General features: G+C 59.1%; 16 protein-coding genes. 7 read left to right on the top strand and 9 right to left on the bottom strand.

The features are described from left to right. The first annotated feature begins 8 nt into the window (after positions 1–8). Entirely contained in the window at positions 9–245 is a 237-nt protein-coding gene (locus tag FHJ80_RS04825; protein ID WP_139525901.1) for a hypothetical protein, read from the top strand. Here the strand turns inward: FHJ80_RS04825 and speB are convergent. Then, positions 237–1139 (bottom strand): agmatinase, encoded by a 903-nt coding sequence (gene speB, locus FHJ80_RS04820; protein WP_139526231.1) that lies wholly within the window; start codon positions 1137–1139, stop codon positions 237–239. The genes FHJ80_RS04825 and speB overlap by 9 nt on opposite strands. A 151-nt stretch (positions 1140–1290) precedes the next feature. Between speB and FHJ80_RS04815 the strand changes: the two genes are divergently transcribed. The 3 genes from FHJ80_RS04815 to FHJ80_RS04805 all read left to right on the top strand — a co-directional run bounded on the left by FHJ80_RS04815 (position 1291) and on the right by FHJ80_RS04805 (position 5461). Further along, positions 1291–2214, top strand: coding sequence for a LysR family transcriptional regulator (locus FHJ80_RS04815; RefSeq protein WP_139525900.1), 924 nt, complete (start codon positions 1291–1293; stop codon positions 2212–2214). Between the two features lie 216 nt (positions 2215–2430). Next, positions 2431–4002, top strand: coding sequence for a Re/Si-specific NAD(P)(+) transhydrogenase subunit alpha (locus FHJ80_RS04810; RefSeq protein WP_139525899.1), 1572 nt, complete (start codon positions 2431–2433; stop codon positions 4000–4002). A 16-nt stretch (positions 4003–4018) separates the two neighbouring features. Further along, the gene (locus FHJ80_RS04805; RefSeq protein WP_139525898.1) at positions 4019–5461 is read left to right on the top strand and encodes an NAD(P)(+) transhydrogenase (Re/Si-specific) subunit beta; all 1443 of its coding nucleotides are present in this window, start codon (positions 4019–4021) and stop codon (positions 5459–5461) included. Positions 5462–5552: 91 nt separating this feature from the next. Here FHJ80_RS04805 and FHJ80_RS04800 read toward each other — a convergent pair whose 3' ends face one another. Genes FHJ80_RS04800 through FHJ80_RS04780 form a run of 5 tightly spaced genes read right to left on the bottom strand, consistent with a single transcriptional unit; the run spans position 5553 to position 11194 of the window. Beyond that, the gene (locus FHJ80_RS04800) at positions 5553–8813 is read right to left on the bottom strand and encodes a pilus assembly protein (protein ID WP_139525897.1); all 3261 of its coding nucleotides are present in this window, start codon (positions 8811–8813) and stop codon (positions 5553–5555) included. Further along, positions 8810–9256 carry a PilX N-terminal domain-containing pilus assembly protein gene (locus tag FHJ80_RS04795; protein WP_139525896.1) on the bottom strand — a complete coding sequence of 149 codons (447 nt, stop codon included), beginning with the start codon at positions 9254–9256 and terminating at the stop codon, positions 8810–8812. The genes FHJ80_RS04800 and FHJ80_RS04795 overlap by 4 nt, the downstream gene beginning before the upstream one ends. A 1-nt stretch (position 9257) precedes the next feature. Further along, on the bottom strand, positions 9258–10292 hold the full coding sequence (locus FHJ80_RS04790) for a PilW family protein (protein ID WP_255303876.1): 1035 nt from the start codon (positions 10290–10292) through the stop codon (positions 9258–9260). Position 10293: 1 nt separating this feature from the next. After that, on the bottom strand, positions 10294–10701 hold the full coding sequence (pilV, locus tag FHJ80_RS04785; protein ID WP_139525895.1) for a type IV pilus modification protein PilV: 408 nt from the start codon (positions 10699–10701) through the stop codon (positions 10294–10296). A gap of 19 nt (positions 10702–10720) precedes the next feature. Continuing rightward, on the bottom strand, positions 10721–11194 hold the full coding sequence (locus FHJ80_RS04780; protein WP_139525894.1) for a GspH/FimT family pseudopilin: 474 nt from the start codon (positions 11192–11194) through the stop codon (positions 10721–10723). 449 nt (positions 11195–11643) lie between these two features. Between FHJ80_RS04780 and katG the strand changes: the two genes are divergently transcribed. The 3 genes from katG to FHJ80_RS04765 all read left to right on the top strand — a co-directional run bounded on the left by katG (position 11644) and on the right by FHJ80_RS04765 (position 15638). Continuing rightward, the gene (katG, locus tag FHJ80_RS04775; RefSeq protein ID WP_139525893.1) at positions 11644–13800 is read left to right on the top strand and encodes a catalase/peroxidase HPI; all 2157 of its coding nucleotides are present in this window, start codon (positions 11644–11646) and stop codon (positions 13798–13800) included. A 136-nt stretch (positions 13801–13936) separates the two neighbouring features. Continuing rightward, positions 13937–14125: a hypothetical protein gene (locus FHJ80_RS04770; RefSeq protein WP_139525892.1), complete on the top strand. Its 189-nt coding sequence runs from the start codon at positions 13937–13939 to the stop codon at positions 14123–14125. Next, positions 14118–15638 carry a sodium:solute symporter family protein gene (locus FHJ80_RS04765; protein ID WP_139525891.1) on the top strand — a complete coding sequence of 507 codons (1521 nt, stop codon included), beginning with the start codon at positions 14118–14120 and terminating at the stop codon, positions 15636–15638. Before FHJ80_RS04770 ends, FHJ80_RS04765 begins: the two co-directional genes overlap by 8 nt. Before the next feature lie 43 nt (positions 15639–15681). On the opposite strand, the gene FHJ80_RS04760 is transcribed toward FHJ80_RS04765, so the two are convergent. Genes FHJ80_RS04760 through FHJ80_RS04750 form a run of 3 tightly spaced genes read right to left on the bottom strand, consistent with a single transcriptional unit; the run spans position 15682 to position 18064 of the window. Next, positions 15682–16614 carry a biotin-dependent carboxyltransferase family protein gene (locus FHJ80_RS04760; protein WP_139525890.1) on the bottom strand — a complete coding sequence of 311 codons (933 nt, stop codon included), beginning with the start codon at positions 16612–16614 and terminating at the stop codon, positions 15682–15684. Beyond that, positions 16611–17315, bottom strand: coding sequence for a 5-oxoprolinase subunit PxpB (gene pxpB / locus FHJ80_RS04755; RefSeq protein ID WP_139525889.1), 705 nt, complete (start codon positions 17313–17315; stop codon positions 16611–16613). The genes FHJ80_RS04760 and pxpB overlap by 4 nt, the downstream gene beginning before the upstream one ends. Next, positions 17312–18064 (bottom strand): 5-oxoprolinase subunit PxpA, encoded by a 753-nt coding sequence (locus tag FHJ80_RS04750; RefSeq protein WP_139525888.1) that lies wholly within the window; start codon positions 18062–18064, stop codon positions 17312–17314. The genes pxpB and FHJ80_RS04750 overlap by 4 nt, the downstream gene beginning before the upstream one ends. Positions 18065–18085 lie beyond the last annotated feature (21 nt).

The raw sequence follows: 18085 nt of genomic DNA, 5'->3' as shown, positions 1-18085 counted from the left end.
CGAACGCAATGCCATCACCGAATCGGCAGCGCGGCGTGTGGCTGGGGCTCTGTTTAGGGCTGTTGGGATTGATCGTCATTGGCAGTATGTGGACGAGCGGCGCGGCAGCGCTGCCGCACGTGCTGGCAGCGCTGACCGTGTGGATTCCGCTCACCCTGTTTGGCGTCGTCCTAAAAAGCCCCTGGCCCGCCGTCGGGGCGCTCGCGCTGCTGCTGGTCATCGACGTGACCCTGCGCTTAGGCTGACTTGGACGCTGCCAGCGTATAGAGAAACTCCAAGCCCAGCGTTGCGGCGGCCAGCGAGGTAATGTCGCCGTGGTCGTAGGCCGGGTTCACTTCCACGAGATCCATGCCCACCAGCTCCATCCCCACCATACCGCGCATCACTTTCAGCATCAGATCGGTGGACATGCCGCCGCATACCGGCGTGCCGGTGCCCGGTGCGAAGGCGGGGTCCAGGCCGTCGATATCCAGCGTGACGTACGCCGGGTGGTGACCCACTCGCGCACGAATCCGCTCCAGCACCGCCGCCGGGCCGTGGTCGTTCACCCAGTCGGCATCCAGCACTTCGTAGGGGTGGTTGCTCCGGTCATAGCTGGTACGAATACCGATTTGCAGCGAGTGCTCCGGCACGACCAAGCCTTCTTTGAGGGCATGGTGGAAAATGGTGCCGTGATCGAAGCGCGTGCCTTGCTCGTAGGTGTCGGTATGGGCATCAAAGTGAATCAATGCCAGCGGGCCGTGCTCGCGGGCGTGAGCGCGCAGCAGCGGTAGGCTGATGTAGTGGTCGCCGCCCAGCGTCAGCATTTTCTTGCCCGCTTTCAACCAACGCATGGCGTGCGTTTCCAGGTTATCGACTAGGCTTTCCGGTTCACCGTAGGCGTAATCCAGGTTACCGGCATCGCATACCCGCAGGCGATCTTCCAGCGCGAAATTCCACGGCCAGCGCTTGCCCTCCCAAATCAGGTTGGCGGTGCTTTGGCGAATCGCGTTCGGCCCCATACGGGTGCCGGAGCGGCCGGAGCACGCGAGGTCGAACGGCACGCCGCTAACCACCACCTCGGCATCGGTGGCGTTCGGGTCGGTGGCTTTGGGCACGCCCATGAACGTGGAGATAACATCACCAAACAGGCTGGGCATGATCTGCGCTGGGGTCACCTAATGGGTTCTCCTATCGTCGTGTATCTGGAAAAGTGGTGGGCTCGAAGAAGCGCGACGATAAGGAAGTTTTCGCGATGAATGAAATGAATGTTTAGAATGAAATCATTCATCATATGAATAGTGAGGCGCTATGCGATCGCTCCGCCATTTTGACCTGAACTTGCTGCTGGTCTTCGAGATGCTCATGCGCGAGCGCCACGTCACCCGTGCCGCCGAAAAGCTCCATCTCAGCCAGCCCGCGCTCAGCCATGCGCTGAAGCGCCTGCGAGAAGCGCTCGACGATCCGCTGCTGGTGCGCACCGAGCAGGGCCTGCAGCCGACGCCCCGCGCCATGGCGCTGCTGCCGGTGGTGCAGCAGGCGCTGGCGGCGCTGCAAGCGGGCTTGGCTCCACCCGCCACGTTCGCGCCCGCCACCAGCACTCGGCGCTTTACCCTGGCGACCACCGACTACTTCGAAGAGGTGATGTACCCGGCATTTTTGAGCCAGCTGCTGGGCTATGCGCCCGGCATCAGTTTTTCCATCGAGCTGATTACCCCTGACGTGCTCAGTGAGGCGTTAGAGCAGCGCCAGGTGGACATGGTGGTTGGCTTGGACAGCCAGTCATCGCTGCCCAATGGCGTGGTGCAAACGCCCTGGATGCACGAAGAGCTGGTGTGTCTGGCGGCCCAGCACAATCCTCACGTGGGGGACGCGCTGGCGCTGGAGGCCTTTGCCCGCCAGCTCCACGTCGAGCTCGCTGACATCAGCGGCCTGCTGCCCAGCCGTATCGAAAACTGCCTGGCTCAGCACGGCCTGAGTCGTCGCGTGATTTCGAAGAACCTCAACTACATCGCCGCCGCGCGGGTCGTCGCGCTGACCGATGCGATCCTGACGCTGCCGCGCCAAATGGCCGAGCGCTTCGTCGCCATGCTGCCCGTGCGCATAGTGGCCCCACCGGACGAGCTTCCCGAATTGACCATGACGCTGATCCAGCACACCCTCTACGCCAACGCGCCTGCCAATGTCTGGCTTTACCAGGAACTCACGGCGTTTGCGAAGAATGCCAATCGTTAATTCATGGCGCTGTTTCGATATCAATATGTTGTAGAAATACAACTCAGTTGAAGCAAAGGTTGAATGGCCACTGGCAGGCTTGGCGTTAGATCCTAAACTGCTAGCTGGCGCGTTTTTTTGCGCCGCAACGAATTAAAGCAGCGCTCCATGATGCTAGCGATGATTGGCTAGGAGGTGGGCGGGCGCTGGACGCGGGACAACCAAGGGAGAAAGCGTGTGAAAATAGGCGCACCAAAAGAGAGTGCCCGGGGAGAAGCGCGGGTCGCGCTGACCCCTGAGAGCGCAAAGCATCTTCAAAAGTTGGGCCATGAGTGCCTCATCGAAACGGGTGCTGGCCTAGCCGCGGGATTCAATGACGACACCTATCGTGACGCTGGCGTGACAGTGATCGAGAGCGCCGATGCCCTCTGGCGCGACGCTGAGGTGGTGATTAAAGTTCGTGAGCCGTCGGAAAGTGAAGCCAAGCAGCTTCGCGAAGGCCAAACGCTGATCGCCTTTTTCTGGCCCGCGCAAAACGAAGCGCTGCTGGAAGCCTGCAAAGCCCAGGGGGCCACCGTGATCGCCATGGACATGGTGCCGCGTATCTCTCGGGCGCAGAAAATGGATGCGCTGTCGTCCATGGCCAACATTGCGGGCTACCGCGCAGTGATCGAGGCGGGCAATAACTTTGGCCGTTTCTTCACCGGCCAGGTGACGGCGGCGGGCAAGGTGCCGCCTGCGAAAGTACTGGTGATCGGTGCCGGGGTGGCGGGCTTGGCGGCGATTGGCACGGCGACGAGTCTGGGGGCCGTGGTGCGCGCCTTCGACGTACGGCCCGAGGTCTCCGAGCAGATCGAGTCCATGGGCGCCGAGTTCCTTTTCCTCGATTTCGAAGATAGCCAGGATGGTTCCGAGAGCGGTGGCTACGCGGCACCTTCGAGCCCAGAGTTCCGCGAGAAGCAGCTGGAGTGCTTCCGCGAGCAGGCCCCCGACGTGGATATCGTCATCACCACGGCGCTGATTCCCGGTAAACCCGCGCCCAAGCTGTGGCTGGAAGACATGGTCGCGGCCATGAAGCCCGGTTCGGTGATCGTCGATTTGGCCGCCGAGAAGGGCGGTAACTGCGACCTGACTCAGCCTGACGAGCGCGTAGTGAGCGATAACGGCGTGGTGGTGATCGGCTACACCGACTTCCCCTCGCGCATGGCGACGCAAGCGTCACTGCTTTACGCCACCAACATTCGCCACATGCTCACCGACCTCACCCCCGAGAAAGACGGCGTGATCCATCACGACATGGACGACGACGTGATTCGAGGCGCTACGGTGACCCACCAAGGCGAGATCACTTTCCCACCGCCGCCGCCGAAGGTGAAAGCCATTGGCGCGGCCAAGCCGAAGAAGAAAGAGAAAGAGCCGACGCCTGAAGAGAAAAAGGCCGCCGAGCTTGCCGAATTCAAAGTGCAAACTAAGCGTCAGGTGAGCCTGCTGGCGATAGGCGGCGCGCTGATGCTGCTGCTCGGCTGGGTCGCCCCAGCCTCGTTCATGCAGCACTTCATCGTCTTCGTGCTGGCCTGCTTCATTGGCTTCCAGGTGATTTGGAAGGTGAGCCACTCGCTGCATACGCCGCTGATGGCGGTGACCAACGCGATATCCGGCATCATCATCTTGGGGGCGATTCTGCAAATTGGCTCCGGCAGCGCGGTGGTTAGCGTGCTGGCGGGTATTTCCGTACTGATCGCGTCGATCAATATCGTGGGTGGCTTCCTGGTGACACGCCGGATGCTGGCCATGTTCCAAAAATCCTAAGCGGCGGAGAGACGATATGTTAGAGCAAGGATTCGTATCTGCCGCAGCGATTGCGGCCAGCGTGCTGTTCATTTTGTCGCTGGGCGGCTTGAGTAATCAGGAAAAGGCCAAGCGCGCCGTGTGGTACGGCATCGTGGGTATGGCGGTCGCGGTGTTTTTCACCGCGTTTGGCCCCGGTATCGGCGGCTACTGGTGGCTGATTCCGATGATGCTGATTGGCGCAGCCATTGGTGCTTACGTAGCGGGCAAGGTCGAGATGACCGAAATGCCCCAGCTCGTGGCCGCGCTGCACAGTTTCGTAGGCTTGGCAGCGGTGTTCGTGGCCTGGAGCGCGGACCTGGAACGCCGCCGGGTGATGGCAGCTCGTGCCGCGGAGGCGTCGCTGGACCAGTTCTCCGCTTTTGCGGCGCTGGTGGCCACCAAGGCCCCCGACGAGCTGATGTTCCTGCAAATCGAGGTGGTGCTGGGTATCTTCATTGGCGCGGTGACGTTCACCGGCTCGGTCATTGCCTTCGGCAAGCTGGCGGGCAAGGTAGACGGTAAGCCCAAGCAACTGCCAGGCGGCCACATGCTGAATGCGGGTGCCGCAGTACTATCGCTGCTGCTGGCGATTCTCTACCTCAACGGCGCAGGCTTCTGGACGCTGCTGGTGATTGCGGCGCTGGCGTTCTTCATTGGGTATCACCTGATCATGGGCATCGGCGGGGCGGATATGCCGGTGGTGGTCTCCATGCTCAACAGCTACTCCGGCTGGGCGGCGGCGGCGATTGGTTTCACGCTCTCCAACGACCTGTTGATCGTGACCGGCGCGCTGGTCGGCTCCTCCGGGGCGATTCTCTCTTACATCATGTGTAAGGCGATGAACCGCAATTTCGTCAGCGTGATTCTCGGTGGGTTTGGTGGCTCCCAAGGGCCCGCAGCGGAAATCGAAGGGGAGCAGGTCTCCATCGATGCCAATGGCGTCGCTACCGCACTGAACGACGCCGATAGCATCATCATCGTGCCGGGTTACGGCATGGCGGTGGCGCAGGCGCAAACGGCGGTCAGCGATCTCGTTCGCAAGCTGCGCGCGGCGGGTAAGACCGTGCGTTTCGGCATCCACCCGGTGGCTGGGCGCTTGCCGGGGCATATGAACGTGCTGTTGGCGGAAGCCAAGGTGCCCTACGATATCGTGCTGGAAATGGACGAGATCAACGACGATTTCGCCACCACCGACGTGGTCATCGTCATCGGCTCCAATGACATCGTGAACCCTGCCGCCGAAGAGGACCCCAACAGCCCCATCGCGGGCATGCCGGTGCTCAAAGTGTGGGAAGCGAAGCAGGTCTTCGTCAGCAAACGTGGTCAAGGCACCGGCTATTCGGGTATCGAGAACCCGCTGTTCTTCAAGGAGAACACCCGGATGTTCTACGGTGATGCTCGCGAAAGCCTGAATGCGCTGCTACCACTGGTGGATTGAGCCTGTAAGTACGGACGTGTAGGACTCGACGAGTGAGCAGTTACTCGTCGTTCGCCGGGGGGAGCCAATGGCTCCCCCGGTTTTTTTCCGTCTACGTATCGCTCTCTTCGCCGGTCACTTGCCGCCAGGAGCGACGCCCCAAGTGATCATCGCTAAAACCAATCGTGATGGAGCCATCGCCATTCGGTGAAGCGTTCGTATCCTCTGGATTGCCCACGAAGAGACGTTCGATCTCCCCGTCATTCACGCTCACCAAGCGCTCGCCGGTGCCCGCTTGCAAGCCGGTGATGGCGTCACCGTTGATGGTGGCATCGCTGTCTGGCCGTCCGTCACCGTTGAAGTCGAAAGCGGTCGAACCGCCACTGCCGCCGGTATCGGCCAGTAGCGACATGAAGAACCCGCTGCGACCACCGCCGCAGGGGTCGGATTCATCGGGAAGCAGCGTCGAGAAGCGCACCCGCCGTGGGAGGCTGGTTGAGATCGACGGGGCGGCGATCACGCGCTCTCCAGCAGGTAGCTCCAAGCGCCACCCCACGTCGCTACTGTCAGGGGTGAAGTTGGTGCTGGCGCGGCGGTTAAAGCCACTCTGCGAGTTTTCACCCGTAATGCGTTGAAGCAGTAGATCGCTTTGAGTAATGGTCGAGCTGCGACTCACTTGGTCTCGCAGGCCAATGAGCTGCTGTACCGAAGCGTCACCAATGTCGCCGTTGCGGAAATAGCTGCCGGTGCCGAAGGAGACCAGTAGCGTATCCGGCGAGCCGCTGCTCAGCGTGACGGCGGGGGCTGATGTGATGGGCTGGCTAGCGCTGCCTTGATATAGCTGGTTAACGGTGCCACTGCCGGTTAACGAGAAGCGCCACATATTACCCGCTAAGTCGCCTGCGTAGGCAAAGCGTGCGCCGTTGTAGCTTGGCCAAGCAGTGACGGTGGGAGTGGCCAATCCGTTGGGACTATCCGTGTTGCCTACGCCCGTCTTTATTTGCTTGATCAACTCACCGGTAGCAAGGTTCACTACGAAAAGTGACGCTTGGTAGCCCATGCTGTTATAGCCGTTACCAAAAATGGCGGCCCAGGTGCCGTCGGTCAGTTGCGTGATCGTGGGTTGAGAAACCCCCGTGCCCAACTCGGGATGGCGAAACTCCCAAAGCACGTCAGCAGCGCTCATGTTGCTGGGGTTGCTCACATCGAGTGCAAACACCGTCCGCCCACCCGTGCCCATGGTGCCAACGGCCACGGCAGTCGGGCCACCAGAGATGTTCACTTCCCGCACAGCAGGTGTGCCATCCATGAAGTAGCGATGGTTATAGTCAGGCTGCATCAATGAGCGAATGGCGGGCGCCTCGCCTTGGGTCAACTCAGCGGGTAAAAAGCCAAACAGTTCCCGGCCGGTTTCCGCGTTAAAGCCGTGCAGCATGCCGTCGTTGGCGGCCACCAGCAGGAGCGGCATACGCTCATCAGTCCCCTTTAAGAACACCGGGTTGGCGTTGATGATATCGCCCAGCAGCGATTGGCGTGGCCGCAGCCCCTGCACGTTTTCGCCCTGTAGCCAGCGCACTTCGGCACTGGTTAAGCCGCTGTTGTCGGCACTTAGTATAACGCCGCTCCGGGCACCGCTCTCCAGCCGTCGATAGGTCAATAACCGCCGATTGCCTGCTTGCTCGGCGAGCTCGGTTTCAGCATTCCAGCGTTCGCTACGAGTACCATCGGCTTGGATCACCGAAGCGGCTAAACGCCCTGACCAGTCGTCACTGCGAAAGCCTGCGGTATAGAGCAAGTTGCCATCTTCAAGACCAAATTCGTCGCCATTGACCGCCGCGGAGGTATTGGACTGAGAGGCGGCGATGATATTGCCCAACACCTGCTGCATGACCTGGTTCAACGAGGCTTCATCGTTGGCAAAGTACGCGCGATCGGTACCCCCTGCGCGGGCAAGATCGCCGAGTGGGTCGTCGGAGACGTTGGGTAAATTGGCGATATCGGGGGGGAGACTAAAGCCAACAACATAGGTTTTAACGGGATTGGATAGTCGCTCGTTGGTTTCATCGTAAAGTCGTTGGATCGCATCCTCTGCTCTACGCAGTGCCCCGCTTACATTGTTGCCCAGCGAGTTACCAAAGCGATCCACCGAGGGTAAACCATCGGTTAGCCAAATGTTGGCATTAATCAAGCATTGTTGATTAGCGTTGGGTAAAGGAATTCTTGATGAGCGGTTATTAATGTTTTCATTCGCCGCCAGATTATTGCCTGTAAAATAATCGGTAGCGGTATACATCGTCCCTTCGATGGGCGTTAAGCCCGTAGCTAACAAGGGCCAGTTAGTATCTACCATTGGGTTGTCGCTGTTACCGATCCAGTCGTGACGCTGCGTGCCAAGCTTGACTTCAATCGCACGCCAGTGCTCATTATTCGAAGTACCGTCTTCATTGATTCCCCCAATGGGAACGTGGAGAAAGCCACGCCCAGGTGAGGATGTTGTACGCCATTCCCATTGATTAAGCTGTAGCGAGAGAATGTTGTCTCCCCAGTTCGGAATACCTCGCTGGCGCATGCTATCCACTAGCGGGATCCGTGCCGTTCCATCAAAATCATCGTAAAATAAACCATTACGAGTCTCTCGAATTCTTAAATACCGATTGACGAGCTGTTCGCCATTAAAGTCAGTGCCTCTGTTTTGCCAATATTCTGTGCGGTCATCACTGGCATTGGGAAGAGAGGTGCTTGTGCGGTTAATGATGTAGTAACCGGGAATACCGACATTGAAAAAAGCGTAGATATCGCTGCCTGGTATTTGAGTGCGGTAGCGCTTCGTTGCTGCATTCCATGCACCGCCAAACTCAGGGTCGTACCAGCTTGGGGTCGGGTTTGTAGAATAGTAAACGTCCAGAGCACGTTCGGTTAAACGCCACACAACAGAGCGGTTATTGAATGCATCGTTTCGGTTTCGTGAGGCAGGATTTTGCTGGTATGCCATCAAACCAAGGTTGATGTCGCCACGGTAGCGATTGATGAGCTCTCGCCCAACGCTTTTCATGATACTGGACTTGCTAAGTGGTGAACGAGCTCCCGCTGGGCACTGTGTCGCGTCGAAGGTGTTAGTCTGGCAAGCGCTCAATGCCTCGCGATCACCAATATTATTACCAATGGCAACGCGCCCATCTAATCCTTCTTGGCCGCTTTCCGAGTTATCTAAAATGAGCAGAACGTTAGGTGGAACGCGGTTCACCACGTTGAGAGGGGCGTTGGAAATGCCAATAAGATCAGGAGGAAGCGCAGTGTCTTGCGCCTCAGAAAGCCTTGCGAGTGACAGAACCGCCAACAGCGAAGTCAGCAGTACATGACGAGTATGTTTCATGGTGCCACTACCTCCACCTGCTGCTGACGAACATAGAGGGCTTCGAGCGTGACGCTAGTATCTTCACCACGACCAAATCCCTCGGTATCAATACGATAAAGCATCTCAACCACTTCGGTGCCGTCGTTGAGGGTACGCGACCCTAGCGGTGCCAGCGTCTGGATGCGGTAGCGTGGGTTACGGGTGAGTTCTTCCATCGCCATGTCGTGGTTGCGCCATCCATTGCCAGGAGGAGCGCCGTTTTGTAGCAGCGTTTCGGCTTCGCTCAGTGCGGCCTCTGCTGCTTGAAAGGCAACACCGTAGTCGCGCTGGCTCGAGGCCATACGGTCTTGAGTGATCGCTCCTTGCATGGAAGAGAGGCTCAACATGGTGACGATGGCAAGGAAAATCAGGCTCAACACGAGCGCCATTCCTCGCTGATGCGTCAATGCGTGGCTCTGCATGCTAACGATTCCTCAAAGCGATGGTCGTCGTGAAGGCTTGATAAATCCGTCCGTTGCCGCCGGTGAAAGCGTTGTCTCCTCGAAAATTGCCGATCGCCAGCGTGGTGTCGGCATTCCGTAGATTGGGACGGTCACTTTGTACGATGAGCGTGATGCGCGCCGCCCTGACATTGGGCCACTCTGCCTCATCGATCTCGTCGGGTGGTATGTAGGCGTCGTCGATCAGAAAGGACGTTCGCATCGCCACCACATGGCTGGCCACGACCTCATTACGAGGCGTCGTTTGGCTCACATCCAAGCGCATCAACGAGGGCACATTCGCGTTATTGGCATCTCGGCCAATGTAGTAAAGGGCGCTGTTCAAGGCGCTCAGCGATACGGTTTGGCCCGCAGCATAGGTAATATCGCTCGCCTCTCCCCATTCGCTTTCGCTTGGGTCGACGTTGCCCTGCCAGCCTGCCGCCGCGCTTTTCTGCAGGGTGCGGGCGTCACTCGTGGTGTTATAGAAAATATCGCAATTCAGCAGGCCCTGAAGCAGCACCAATCGTTGATGAAAGGCGCTATCGGTCTCTCGATTCAAGGTGAGTCGTTGGCTGCTATCGATCGCGGCAATTTCCAACGACGTATCGACAAACCCCGTCCGGGCAAGGAGACCGCCACGAAACGCGAGTACATGCTGCTCGTCAAGGGGGGTGACCAAGCTGGCCGTAAAATCATGGTTGTTGGGTGTGGCCCATGCTTGCAACGGTAAGGGGAGGCTGCTGGCATCGGCCATATTGCGCACATGGACGGTCGTCTGTGGTAGCGCACAGCCACCGCTATAGTCCACTTGACGTAGCTCGCGGGCCATCGTATCCAGCGCGAAGCGGCCAGTGTCTTGCATGTCGGCCAGTGCGGTTTGAAAGCGGTAGCTTTGCTGAGAGGAGATGAAGAGTTGGGTTGCCCCAGCCATGACCAGTAGCCCAATGACCATGGCGACTAACAGCTCCACCAGCGTAAAGCCTGCTTGAGTCGTTCGAGGTTTGCCTCTGCCCACGCTATAGCTCCGACGCCAATTGTACTTGCCGAATATCGTTGGGCGACGTGGCGTCCTCCCATCGCACGGTGACGCTAATACGCCGATTGTCGATCTCGATGCCGCCTACGCCGCCAGGGAGCATGGTACTCACATCCGCGACCCACTCGGCTTGATCAGTCGCTGGCAATCCGCTGCCGTCGACCTCTCCGCCTAACGTGAGCGCATAGTCGGCTGCTTGCTCACGGTTGGCGCGAATGCGATCCAGCATGTCCTGGGCCATGTTGGTGGCCTGAGTCTCGAAATAGGCAGCACGGTTATGCACCAGTGACTGGGTTTGCAAGCCAAGCACACCCAATAGGCCAATCGACAGCACCAGCAGCGCAATCAATGACTCCAGCAGTGAGATACCTCGTTGTCGTGTTGGCATGGCGTGGCTCGCTAATGAATTAGTCGCAGGCTTGACGATTAGTGAGTACTCGGGAAATGCCGCTCGGCTCGATACGCACGCAGCGACCTATCTCATTCAGAGTGACGGAGACGCGCTGGGAAGCAAAGGCTGCCGACACTAGGCGCCCTTGACTGTTGAACGTAAAACGCTCGGGCGCATTCTCAATCGTAATGTCGTCTACCTCCTGCGCCCAGCGACGTAGCACCACATCATCATCGGCCTGCACTTCCCAGCCGTTATCCCAACCTTCGGCCACGGGGAGTAAGTCGACGGACTGATTGCGTCGCACGGCTTCACTACGGGCAAAGCTCAGCGCAATTTTATAGTCGTTGGTGGTCGTCACGACGCGGTTTTCTTGAATGATCCTAGCAAAATTGGGTATCGCAATGGTGGCCAGCGTAGCGAATAGCGCCAGGGCCACCAAAAGTTCCAGCAGGGTAAAGCCATGTGCGGAACGTCTAGCCGTCAGCATGAGGGATTACTCTGCGCAAGCACATCAAGAGAAGTGCTGTGGCTGGCGTGTCTAGTCACGGTAATGCCCGGGTCGGCTGAATTCATTATATCGATATTTGATTTTGTGGTAGGAAAGTATAGCGTTTATACCATACGGCATGGGTGCAACAAGGCAACACGCCCTGCGGATATTCGACATACGCGTTCATTAAAGTCGCGCTATGCTCGAAAGGCGCGTCAGCATAAAGCTCTATCGACAAGAGGGAGGATATTTCCAATAGCCGAGAGCTATCACATTGGTCGTAAAATGCAAATTGTGGCTATTGCAAAGGTGCTTTAAAACTGTGGCATGTGAATAACGCACGCCGGTGCTAGTGATGGTCGCGTTTAACGTCCAGCCTAGTGCGGAGGTGCACTGCATTTGTTCCCTTGGTATCTCCAAGGCCAAGAGCAATAAGGGAGAGAGCTATGAGCGGTAAATGTCCTGTCATGCACGGCGGTAACACCTCAACCGGTACCTCTAACAAAGATTGGTGGCCGGAAGGGTTGAACCTGGATATTTTGCATCAGCAAGATCGCAAATCAGACCCGATGGATCCCGATTTCGATTACCGCGAAGAAGTCCGCAAGCTCGACTTCGACGCGTTGAAGAAAGACGTCCATGCGCTGATGACCGACAGCCAAGAGTGGTGGCCCGCTGACTGGGGGCACTACGGCGGTTTGATGATCCGCATGGCTTGGCACTCCGCAGGCACCTACCGTATTGCCGACGGCCGTGGCGGCGGCGGCACCGGTGCCCAGCGTTTTGCACCGCTCAACTCTTGGCCGGATAACGTCAGCCTGGACAAAGCGCGTCGTCTGCTGTGGCCGATCAAGAAAAAGTACGGCAACAAGATCAGCTGGGCGGACCTGATGATTCTGGCCGGTACCGTGGCGTATGAGTCCATGGGCCTGCCCTCTTACGGCTTCTCCTTCGGTCGCGCCGATATTTGGGAGCCCGAGAAAGACATTTACTGGGGCAATGAAAAAGAGTGGCTCGCGCCCTCTGACGAGCGCTACGGCGACGTGAATAAGCCCGAGACCATGGAAAACCCGCTGGCCGCCGTGCAGATGGGCCTCATCTATGTGAACCCGGAAGGCGTCAACGGTCAGCCGGACCCGCTGAAAACCGCTCAGCAGGTGCGTGAAACCTTCGCCCGTATGGCGATGAACGACGAAGAGACGGCGGCCCTGACCGCTGGCGGCCACACTGTCGGTAAGTGTCACGGTAATGGCGATGCCTCTGCGTTGGCCGCTGAGCCAGAAGCCTCTGACGTTGAAAACCAGGGCTTTGGCTGGGGCAACCCCCACATGCAGGGCAAGGCGAGCAACGCTGTGACCTCGGGCATCGAAGGTGCGTGGACCACCAACCCCACGAAGTTCGACATGGGCTACTTCGACCTGCTGTTCGGCTACGAGTGGGAACTGAGAAAGAGCCCCGCCGGTGCCCACCAGTGGGAACCGATCGACATCAAAGAAGAAGACAAGCCGGTCGACGCCAGCGACCCCTCGATTCGCCATAACCCGATCATGACCGATGCGGACATGGCGATGAAGATGGATCCGACCTATCGCGCCATCTGCGAAAAGTTCATGGCCGACCCGGAGTACTTTAAGAAAACCTTCGCGAAAGCGTGGTTCAAGCTGACCCACCGTGACCTTGGCCCTAAAGCGCGCTACATCGGCCCAGAAGTTCCGGCGGAAGACCTGATTTGGCAAGACCCGATTCCGGCAGGCAGCACCGACTACTGCGAAGAAGTCGTCAAGCAGAAAATCGCGGAAAGCGGTCTGAGCATCAGCGACATGGTCTCTACCGCTTGGGACAGCGCCCGTACCTATCGTGGCTCCGACATGCGCGGTGGTGCCAACGGTGCTCGTATCCGTTTAGCGCCGCAAAAGGATTGGCAGGGCAACGAGCCGGAGCGCTTGGCCAAGGTACTGAGCGTCTACGAGCAGATCTCTGCCGATACCGGCGCTAGCGTGGCGGACGTGATCGTACTGGCCGGTAGCGTCGGTATCGAGAAAGCTGCGAAAGCAGCGGGCTATGACGTGCGCGTGCCCTTCTTGAAAGGCCGTGGCGACGCGACCGCCGAGATGACCGACGCGGACTCCTTCGCGCCACTGGAGCCGCTGGCCGATGGCTTCCGCAACTGGCAGAAGAAAGAGTACGTGGTGAAGCCTGAAGAGATGCTGCTGGATCGTGCGCAGCTGATGGGCTTGACGGGGCCGGAAATGACCGTGCTGCTGGGCGGTATGCGCGTACTGGGCACCAACTATGGTGGCACCAAGCACGGCGTTTTCACCGACCGCGAAGGTCAGTTGACCAACGACTTCTTCGTCAACCTGACCGATATGGGCAACACGTGGAAGCCGGTGGGTAGCAACGCTTACGAGATCCGTGATCGCAAGACCGGGGCCGTGAAGTGGACCGCCTCGCGCGTGGATCTGGTGTTCGGTTCCAACTCGCTGCTGCGCTCATACGCAGAAGTGTATGCTCAGGACGATAACGGTGAGAAGTTCGTCAAAGACTTCGTCGCCGCCTGGACCAAGGTGATGAACGCCGATCGTTTCGACGTCGCGTCGTAAGTCAGCAATCGTTCGTCGCACTCTCTAAGGCACCCTAACGGGTGCCTTTTTTGTATGCGTACTTAGGCATCGCTGGTTCGTCAGCTTTGCTACAGTAGCGTTTGCTTCCCTTTGATGTAACAACACGAGATCGACGATGACACGCAGTAAATGGATATGGCTCTTATGGGCCGTTGTCTTATCGAGCTATGTAGTGCCTTACACGCTGTTGAGCGACGTGTCGCGGTGGTACGGCAGCTTTTTGTTCTGGACCGTGGCGGGGTTGGTCATCATCGCCTTGAATGTGTTGATCACTCAAGGTTTTAAGGAACATAGTGATGACTGAGACGCTCATTTGGGGAGGCATTGCGCTTTATCTGTTGATTGCTCTCGGCATTGCGGTGCTGTCGCGTCGTCCCCCGACGAAAGGACACACGGAAAGCATGTCCGGTTACTTTTTGGGCAACCGGCAAATGAACGGGTTCGTCTCGGCGCTGAGCTACAGTGCCACGACCTACAGCGCCTTTATGATGGTGGGGTTGGCAGGCCTTACCTATGCAGGGGGCGTCGGCGCCTTAGGTTTTGAAATCATCTATTTTGCTGGGGTCTCGCTGGTCGCCATTTTCGGGCCTAAATTCTGGGCAGTCGGCAAAACGTTCGGCTACGTGACGCCCAGCGAGATGCTCGGCCACCGCTACAACAGCAAACAGGTGGCCATGGCCGTTTCCGTTGCTAGCTGTATTTTTCTGATTCCTTACTCAGCGGTTCAGCTCGCGGGCGTCGGCTACCTGCTTCAGGGGATGTCGGGAGGCACCATCACGTTTACCACCGGGGTTGCGCTGGCCACGGTAGTCGCCATTTTCTTCTCTTATATCGCGGGGATTCGTTCGGTCATGTGGACCGACTCGCTGCAGGCCATCATGATGATCGTGGCATCCACGCTGGTGGCGCTGTTGGTGATTCATAGCTTGGGCGGTTTTGGTTCGCTCTTCGAGACACTGGCGACCGAGCATCCGCAGTCACTGACGGTGCCCGGCCCGGGCTTATTCAGCTTCGTCACCTTTTTGGGGCTCACCATTCCCTGGTTCTTCTTTAGTCTCTCCAATCCGCAGGTGAGCCAACGTCTGTTCATGCCGTCGTCGCTGCGTTCGATGCGCCACATGCTGCTCGGCTTTTTACTGTTCGGTTTTATCTATACCTTGGTCTCTGTGCTGTGGGGATTCTCCGCCTTGGCCGCTTTCCCAAGTCTAGAACGCGCCGATTTAGCCACGCCTACGCTACTGGGCTCAGAGTTCGTGCCGCCCGTCTTGGGCGTGATCGTAATGATCGGCATCATGGCGGCGGCCGTTTCCACCATCGACTCGATCATGCTGACGCTGGCCTCCATGGTCTCACGCGATGTTTACGCGAACCTCAAGCCGAACGTGAGTGAAAAGTGCCAACTCCAAGTCGGAAAGCTCGTCATACCGGTCATTGCACTCATGGCGCTCGCCTTCGCTGAGCTACAGCTCGATCTCATTGCAGTGCTGTCGGTGGCCGCCTCATCGGGCTTGGTGGCCATGGTGCCCGCGCTGATCGGTGCCTTCTATTGGAAGCGCGGTACTGGGGCCGGTGCACTGACCAGCGTGGTGGGTACCAGCGCCTTTGTACTGCTGATGTATGCCACCGGCAACTCGTTGCTGGGTCTGCCTGCCGGTGTATGGGGCATTGTGATCGCGAGTGTGCTGTTTGTGGGCGTTAGCCTTGCGACCCAGCCTCATCCAGCCTCTACCGATGCCTTTTTTGCCGCCATCGAGGATGAGCTGGGTCACAAGCGCCGCTCTGCCAGTAATTCAACGACCAAGCAGTCGACTCCTTAGGCCTCCTAGCGCTAAAAGCCCCTGTCTACAGGGGCTTTTCAGCCTACTTCCACCGCAACAGCTGCTTGCGATACGCTGCCTGCGCCTGCGTCGCACTGATCGGCTGCAAGCGCACCTTAGTGCCCGGCAAGCATTGGGCGAGGCGGGCGCAGGCCATGGGGGTCAAAGCACCCAGGCGCGGGTAGCCGCCAATGGTTTGGCGGTCGTTCATCAGGATGATCGGCTGGCCATCGGGGGGGATCTGCACGGCCCCTAGCGGAATCCCTTCAGAAACGATGCCGCCCAGGCGGCTGTTCAGCGCTTTGCCGGTGAGCCGAATGCCCATGCGGTCGGCACGTTGATCCACGGTCCATGGCTGGTTGAAGGCGTCAAACAGGCTGCGCCCGGCGAAGTGGGCGGCCTGGGAGCCCAGCACCATGTCCAGCACGGTGTCTTCTGAATCCGGCAGGGGAAGTTGGGTACCTTGGGGTAACTGGCGCGGCGCGGCGCTGCTGCCTTTAAAGGTGAGTTGGTCGCCGGTTTTCAGCGGCGTGCCGTCTTCGTGCAGGCCGCCGATGTGCTCTCTCGCCGTGCAGGCGAAGCTGCCCAGTACACGGGGTGCATCGAGCCCGTCAGGAAAAGCGAGGTACGCACGCAGGCCTTTTTTAGGCTGGCGAAAGATCAGCGTTTGGCCCGTGTGCATCATGAAGCTGTCGTTGGGCGCCAGCGGCTGGCCGTCCAGCGTGGCGGCAAGGTCGGCTCCGGCCAACGCCAAGCGAACGTCGCCATTGGCCACCAGCGTCAGATTCCCGCCCATGACGATTTCCAGCGCAGCGCTGTCGAGCGGGTTGCCCAGCAGCCAGTTGGCCCAGCGAAAAGAGATCCAGTCGGCGGCACCGCCTTGCGTCACGCCCAAGTGCCCAACGCCGAAGCGGCCCGCATCTTGAGTCAGCGCCAGCGGTCCGGCTTGCTTGACGGTCAGGGTAGGACGGCTCATGAGCGCTCCTCCAGCGGGGTGGTGTCGCCCCCGGCCGCTTCGAATTCGGATTGGGATATCGCCTTGAAGCGCACTTTATCGCCCGGGCGCAGCAGCGGCTCGCCGCGTTTGGCATGTTCGAACAGCGGCACGGCGGTTCTACCCAGAATGTTCCAGCCGCCGGGCGAGAGCAGGGGATAAATGGCGGTTTGTCGGTCGGCAATGCCGACGCTGCCCGCCGCGACACGGCGGCGGGGCGTTTTCAAACGCGGCGCGGCAATCGCCTCATCCACCAAGCCCATAAAGCCGTAGCCAGGGGCAAAGCCTAGGGCAAACACGCAGTAGTCGTGACTGCAGTGGCGCTCGATCAACGCCTCGACGCTGAGACCGGCACGCTTGGCCACGGTGGGCAATTCGGGGCCAACGCTCTCGTCGTACCATACGGGAATTTCGTGGAGCTGGCCCTGCTGGGAGTCGGCAGGGGCTAAATTGCGTAGGGCACTACGTGCGAGGGTCGTGGCCTGGGCAAAGGTGAGCTTTTGGCAGTCGTAATGCACCAGCAGGGTGGTGTATGACGGGATCAGGTCGATGAGCGCGTGATCGAAAGCGCGCCGCAGCGCCTCGTCGGCGGCCATGATCCACGCCATATTGGTTTCATCGATGGCGTCGAACAAGCGCACCGTTAGGGCGTCCATCGCCGCCGTTTCTAAGCGCAGTTTCACGCGGACTCCAACGCCGTAAAGGCCTCGCGAATGGCGCGCACGGCGGCCACGGATTCGGGATTATCGCCATGTACACACAGCGTATCGCAGGGTAACTGCAGGGCGCTGCCATCGCGGGCGGTGAGAGTCTCACCTTTGGCCAAGGCGACGGCTTGGGCGACGATGGTGGCTTGGTCGTGGTGCACGGCACCCGGCAGGCGGCGTGAGGCGAGATGCCCGGTGGCCTCATACGCGCGGTCCGCGAAGGTTTCAAACCATAGCGTCACGCCCATTTCTTCCGCTAGCTGACGGTGCGGCGCTGGGTCGGCGGTGGCCATCACCATCAGCGGCAAACGGGCATCGAACGCCTTCACGGCGCGCATGGCGCCTTCCAGTAGCTCCAGATTGGCGGCCATGTCGTTGTACATCGCGCCGTGGGGTTTGACGTAGCTCAGTGCGGTGCCTTCTGCTTGGCAAATGCCTGCCAGGGCGCCGATTTGGTAGAGCATCATGTCTTCCACTTCGGCAGGCGAGCAGGCCATGGAGCGGCGGCCAAAGCCCATTAAATCAGGGTAACCGGGATGGGCACCGATTTTTACGCCGTGCTGAACAGCAAGCTTCACTGTCTTGCGCATCACATGGGGGTCAGATGCGTGGTAGCCGCAGGCAATGTTGGCACAGTCAACGTGGGGCATGACCTCAGCGTCCAAGCCAATCGACCAGTTACCGAAACTTTCGCCCATATCGCAGTTAAGCAGCGGAATCGCCATAACGTCTCCTGCCGGGTTGTG

Source organism: Halomonas sp. BL6 (genome assembly GCF_006228115.1).
Lineage (GTDB): Bacteria > Pseudomonadota > Gammaproteobacteria > Pseudomonadales > Halomonadaceae > Vreelandella > Vreelandella piezotolerans.
This window is presented reverse-complemented; position numbering and strand designations above follow the sequence as displayed.

Coding starts and splice junctions, on each gene's coding strand:
- FHJ80_RS04825 (WP_139525901.1), top strand. CDS start 9: ATGCCATCACCGAATCGGCAGCGCGGCGTGTGGCTGGGGCTCTGTTTA.
- speB (WP_139526231.1), bottom strand. CDS start 1,139: ATGCCCAGCCTGTTTGGTGATGTTATCTCCACGTTCATGGGCGTGCCC.
- FHJ80_RS04815 (WP_139525900.1), top strand. CDS start 1,291: ATGCGATCGCTCCGCCATTTTGACCTGAACTTGCTGCTGGTCTTCGAG.
- FHJ80_RS04805 (WP_139525898.1), top strand. CDS start 4,019: ATGTTAGAGCAAGGATTCGTATCTGCCGCAGCGATTGCGGCCAGCGTG.
- FHJ80_RS04800 (WP_139525897.1), bottom strand. CDS start 8,813: ATGAAACATACTCGTCATGTACTGCTGACTTCGCTGTTGGCGGTTCTG.
- FHJ80_RS04795 (WP_139525896.1), bottom strand. CDS start 9,256: ATGCAGAGCCACGCATTGACGCATCAGCGAGGAATGGCGCTCGTGTTG.
- pilV (WP_139525895.1), bottom strand. CDS start 10,701: ATGCCAACACGACAACGAGGTATCTCACTGCTGGAGTCATTGATTGCG.
- FHJ80_RS04780 (WP_139525894.1), bottom strand. CDS start 11,194: ATGCTGACGGCTAGACGTTCCGCACATGGCTTTACCCTGCTGGAACTT.
- katG (WP_139525893.1), top strand. CDS start 11,644: ATGAGCGGTAAATGTCCTGTCATGCACGGCGGTAACACCTCAACCGGT.
- FHJ80_RS04770 (WP_139525892.1), top strand. CDS start 13,937: ATGACACGCAGTAAATGGATATGGCTCTTATGGGCCGTTGTCTTATCG.
- FHJ80_RS04765 (WP_139525891.1), top strand. CDS start 14,118: ATGACTGAGACGCTCATTTGGGGAGGCATTGCGCTTTATCTGTTGATT.
- FHJ80_RS04760 (WP_139525890.1), bottom strand. CDS start 16,614: ATGAGCCGTCCTACCCTGACCGTCAAGCAAGCCGGACCGCTGGCGCTG.
- FHJ80_RS04750 (WP_139525888.1), bottom strand. CDS start 18,064: ATGGCGATTCCGCTGCTTAACTGCGATATGGGCGAAAGTTTCGGTAAC.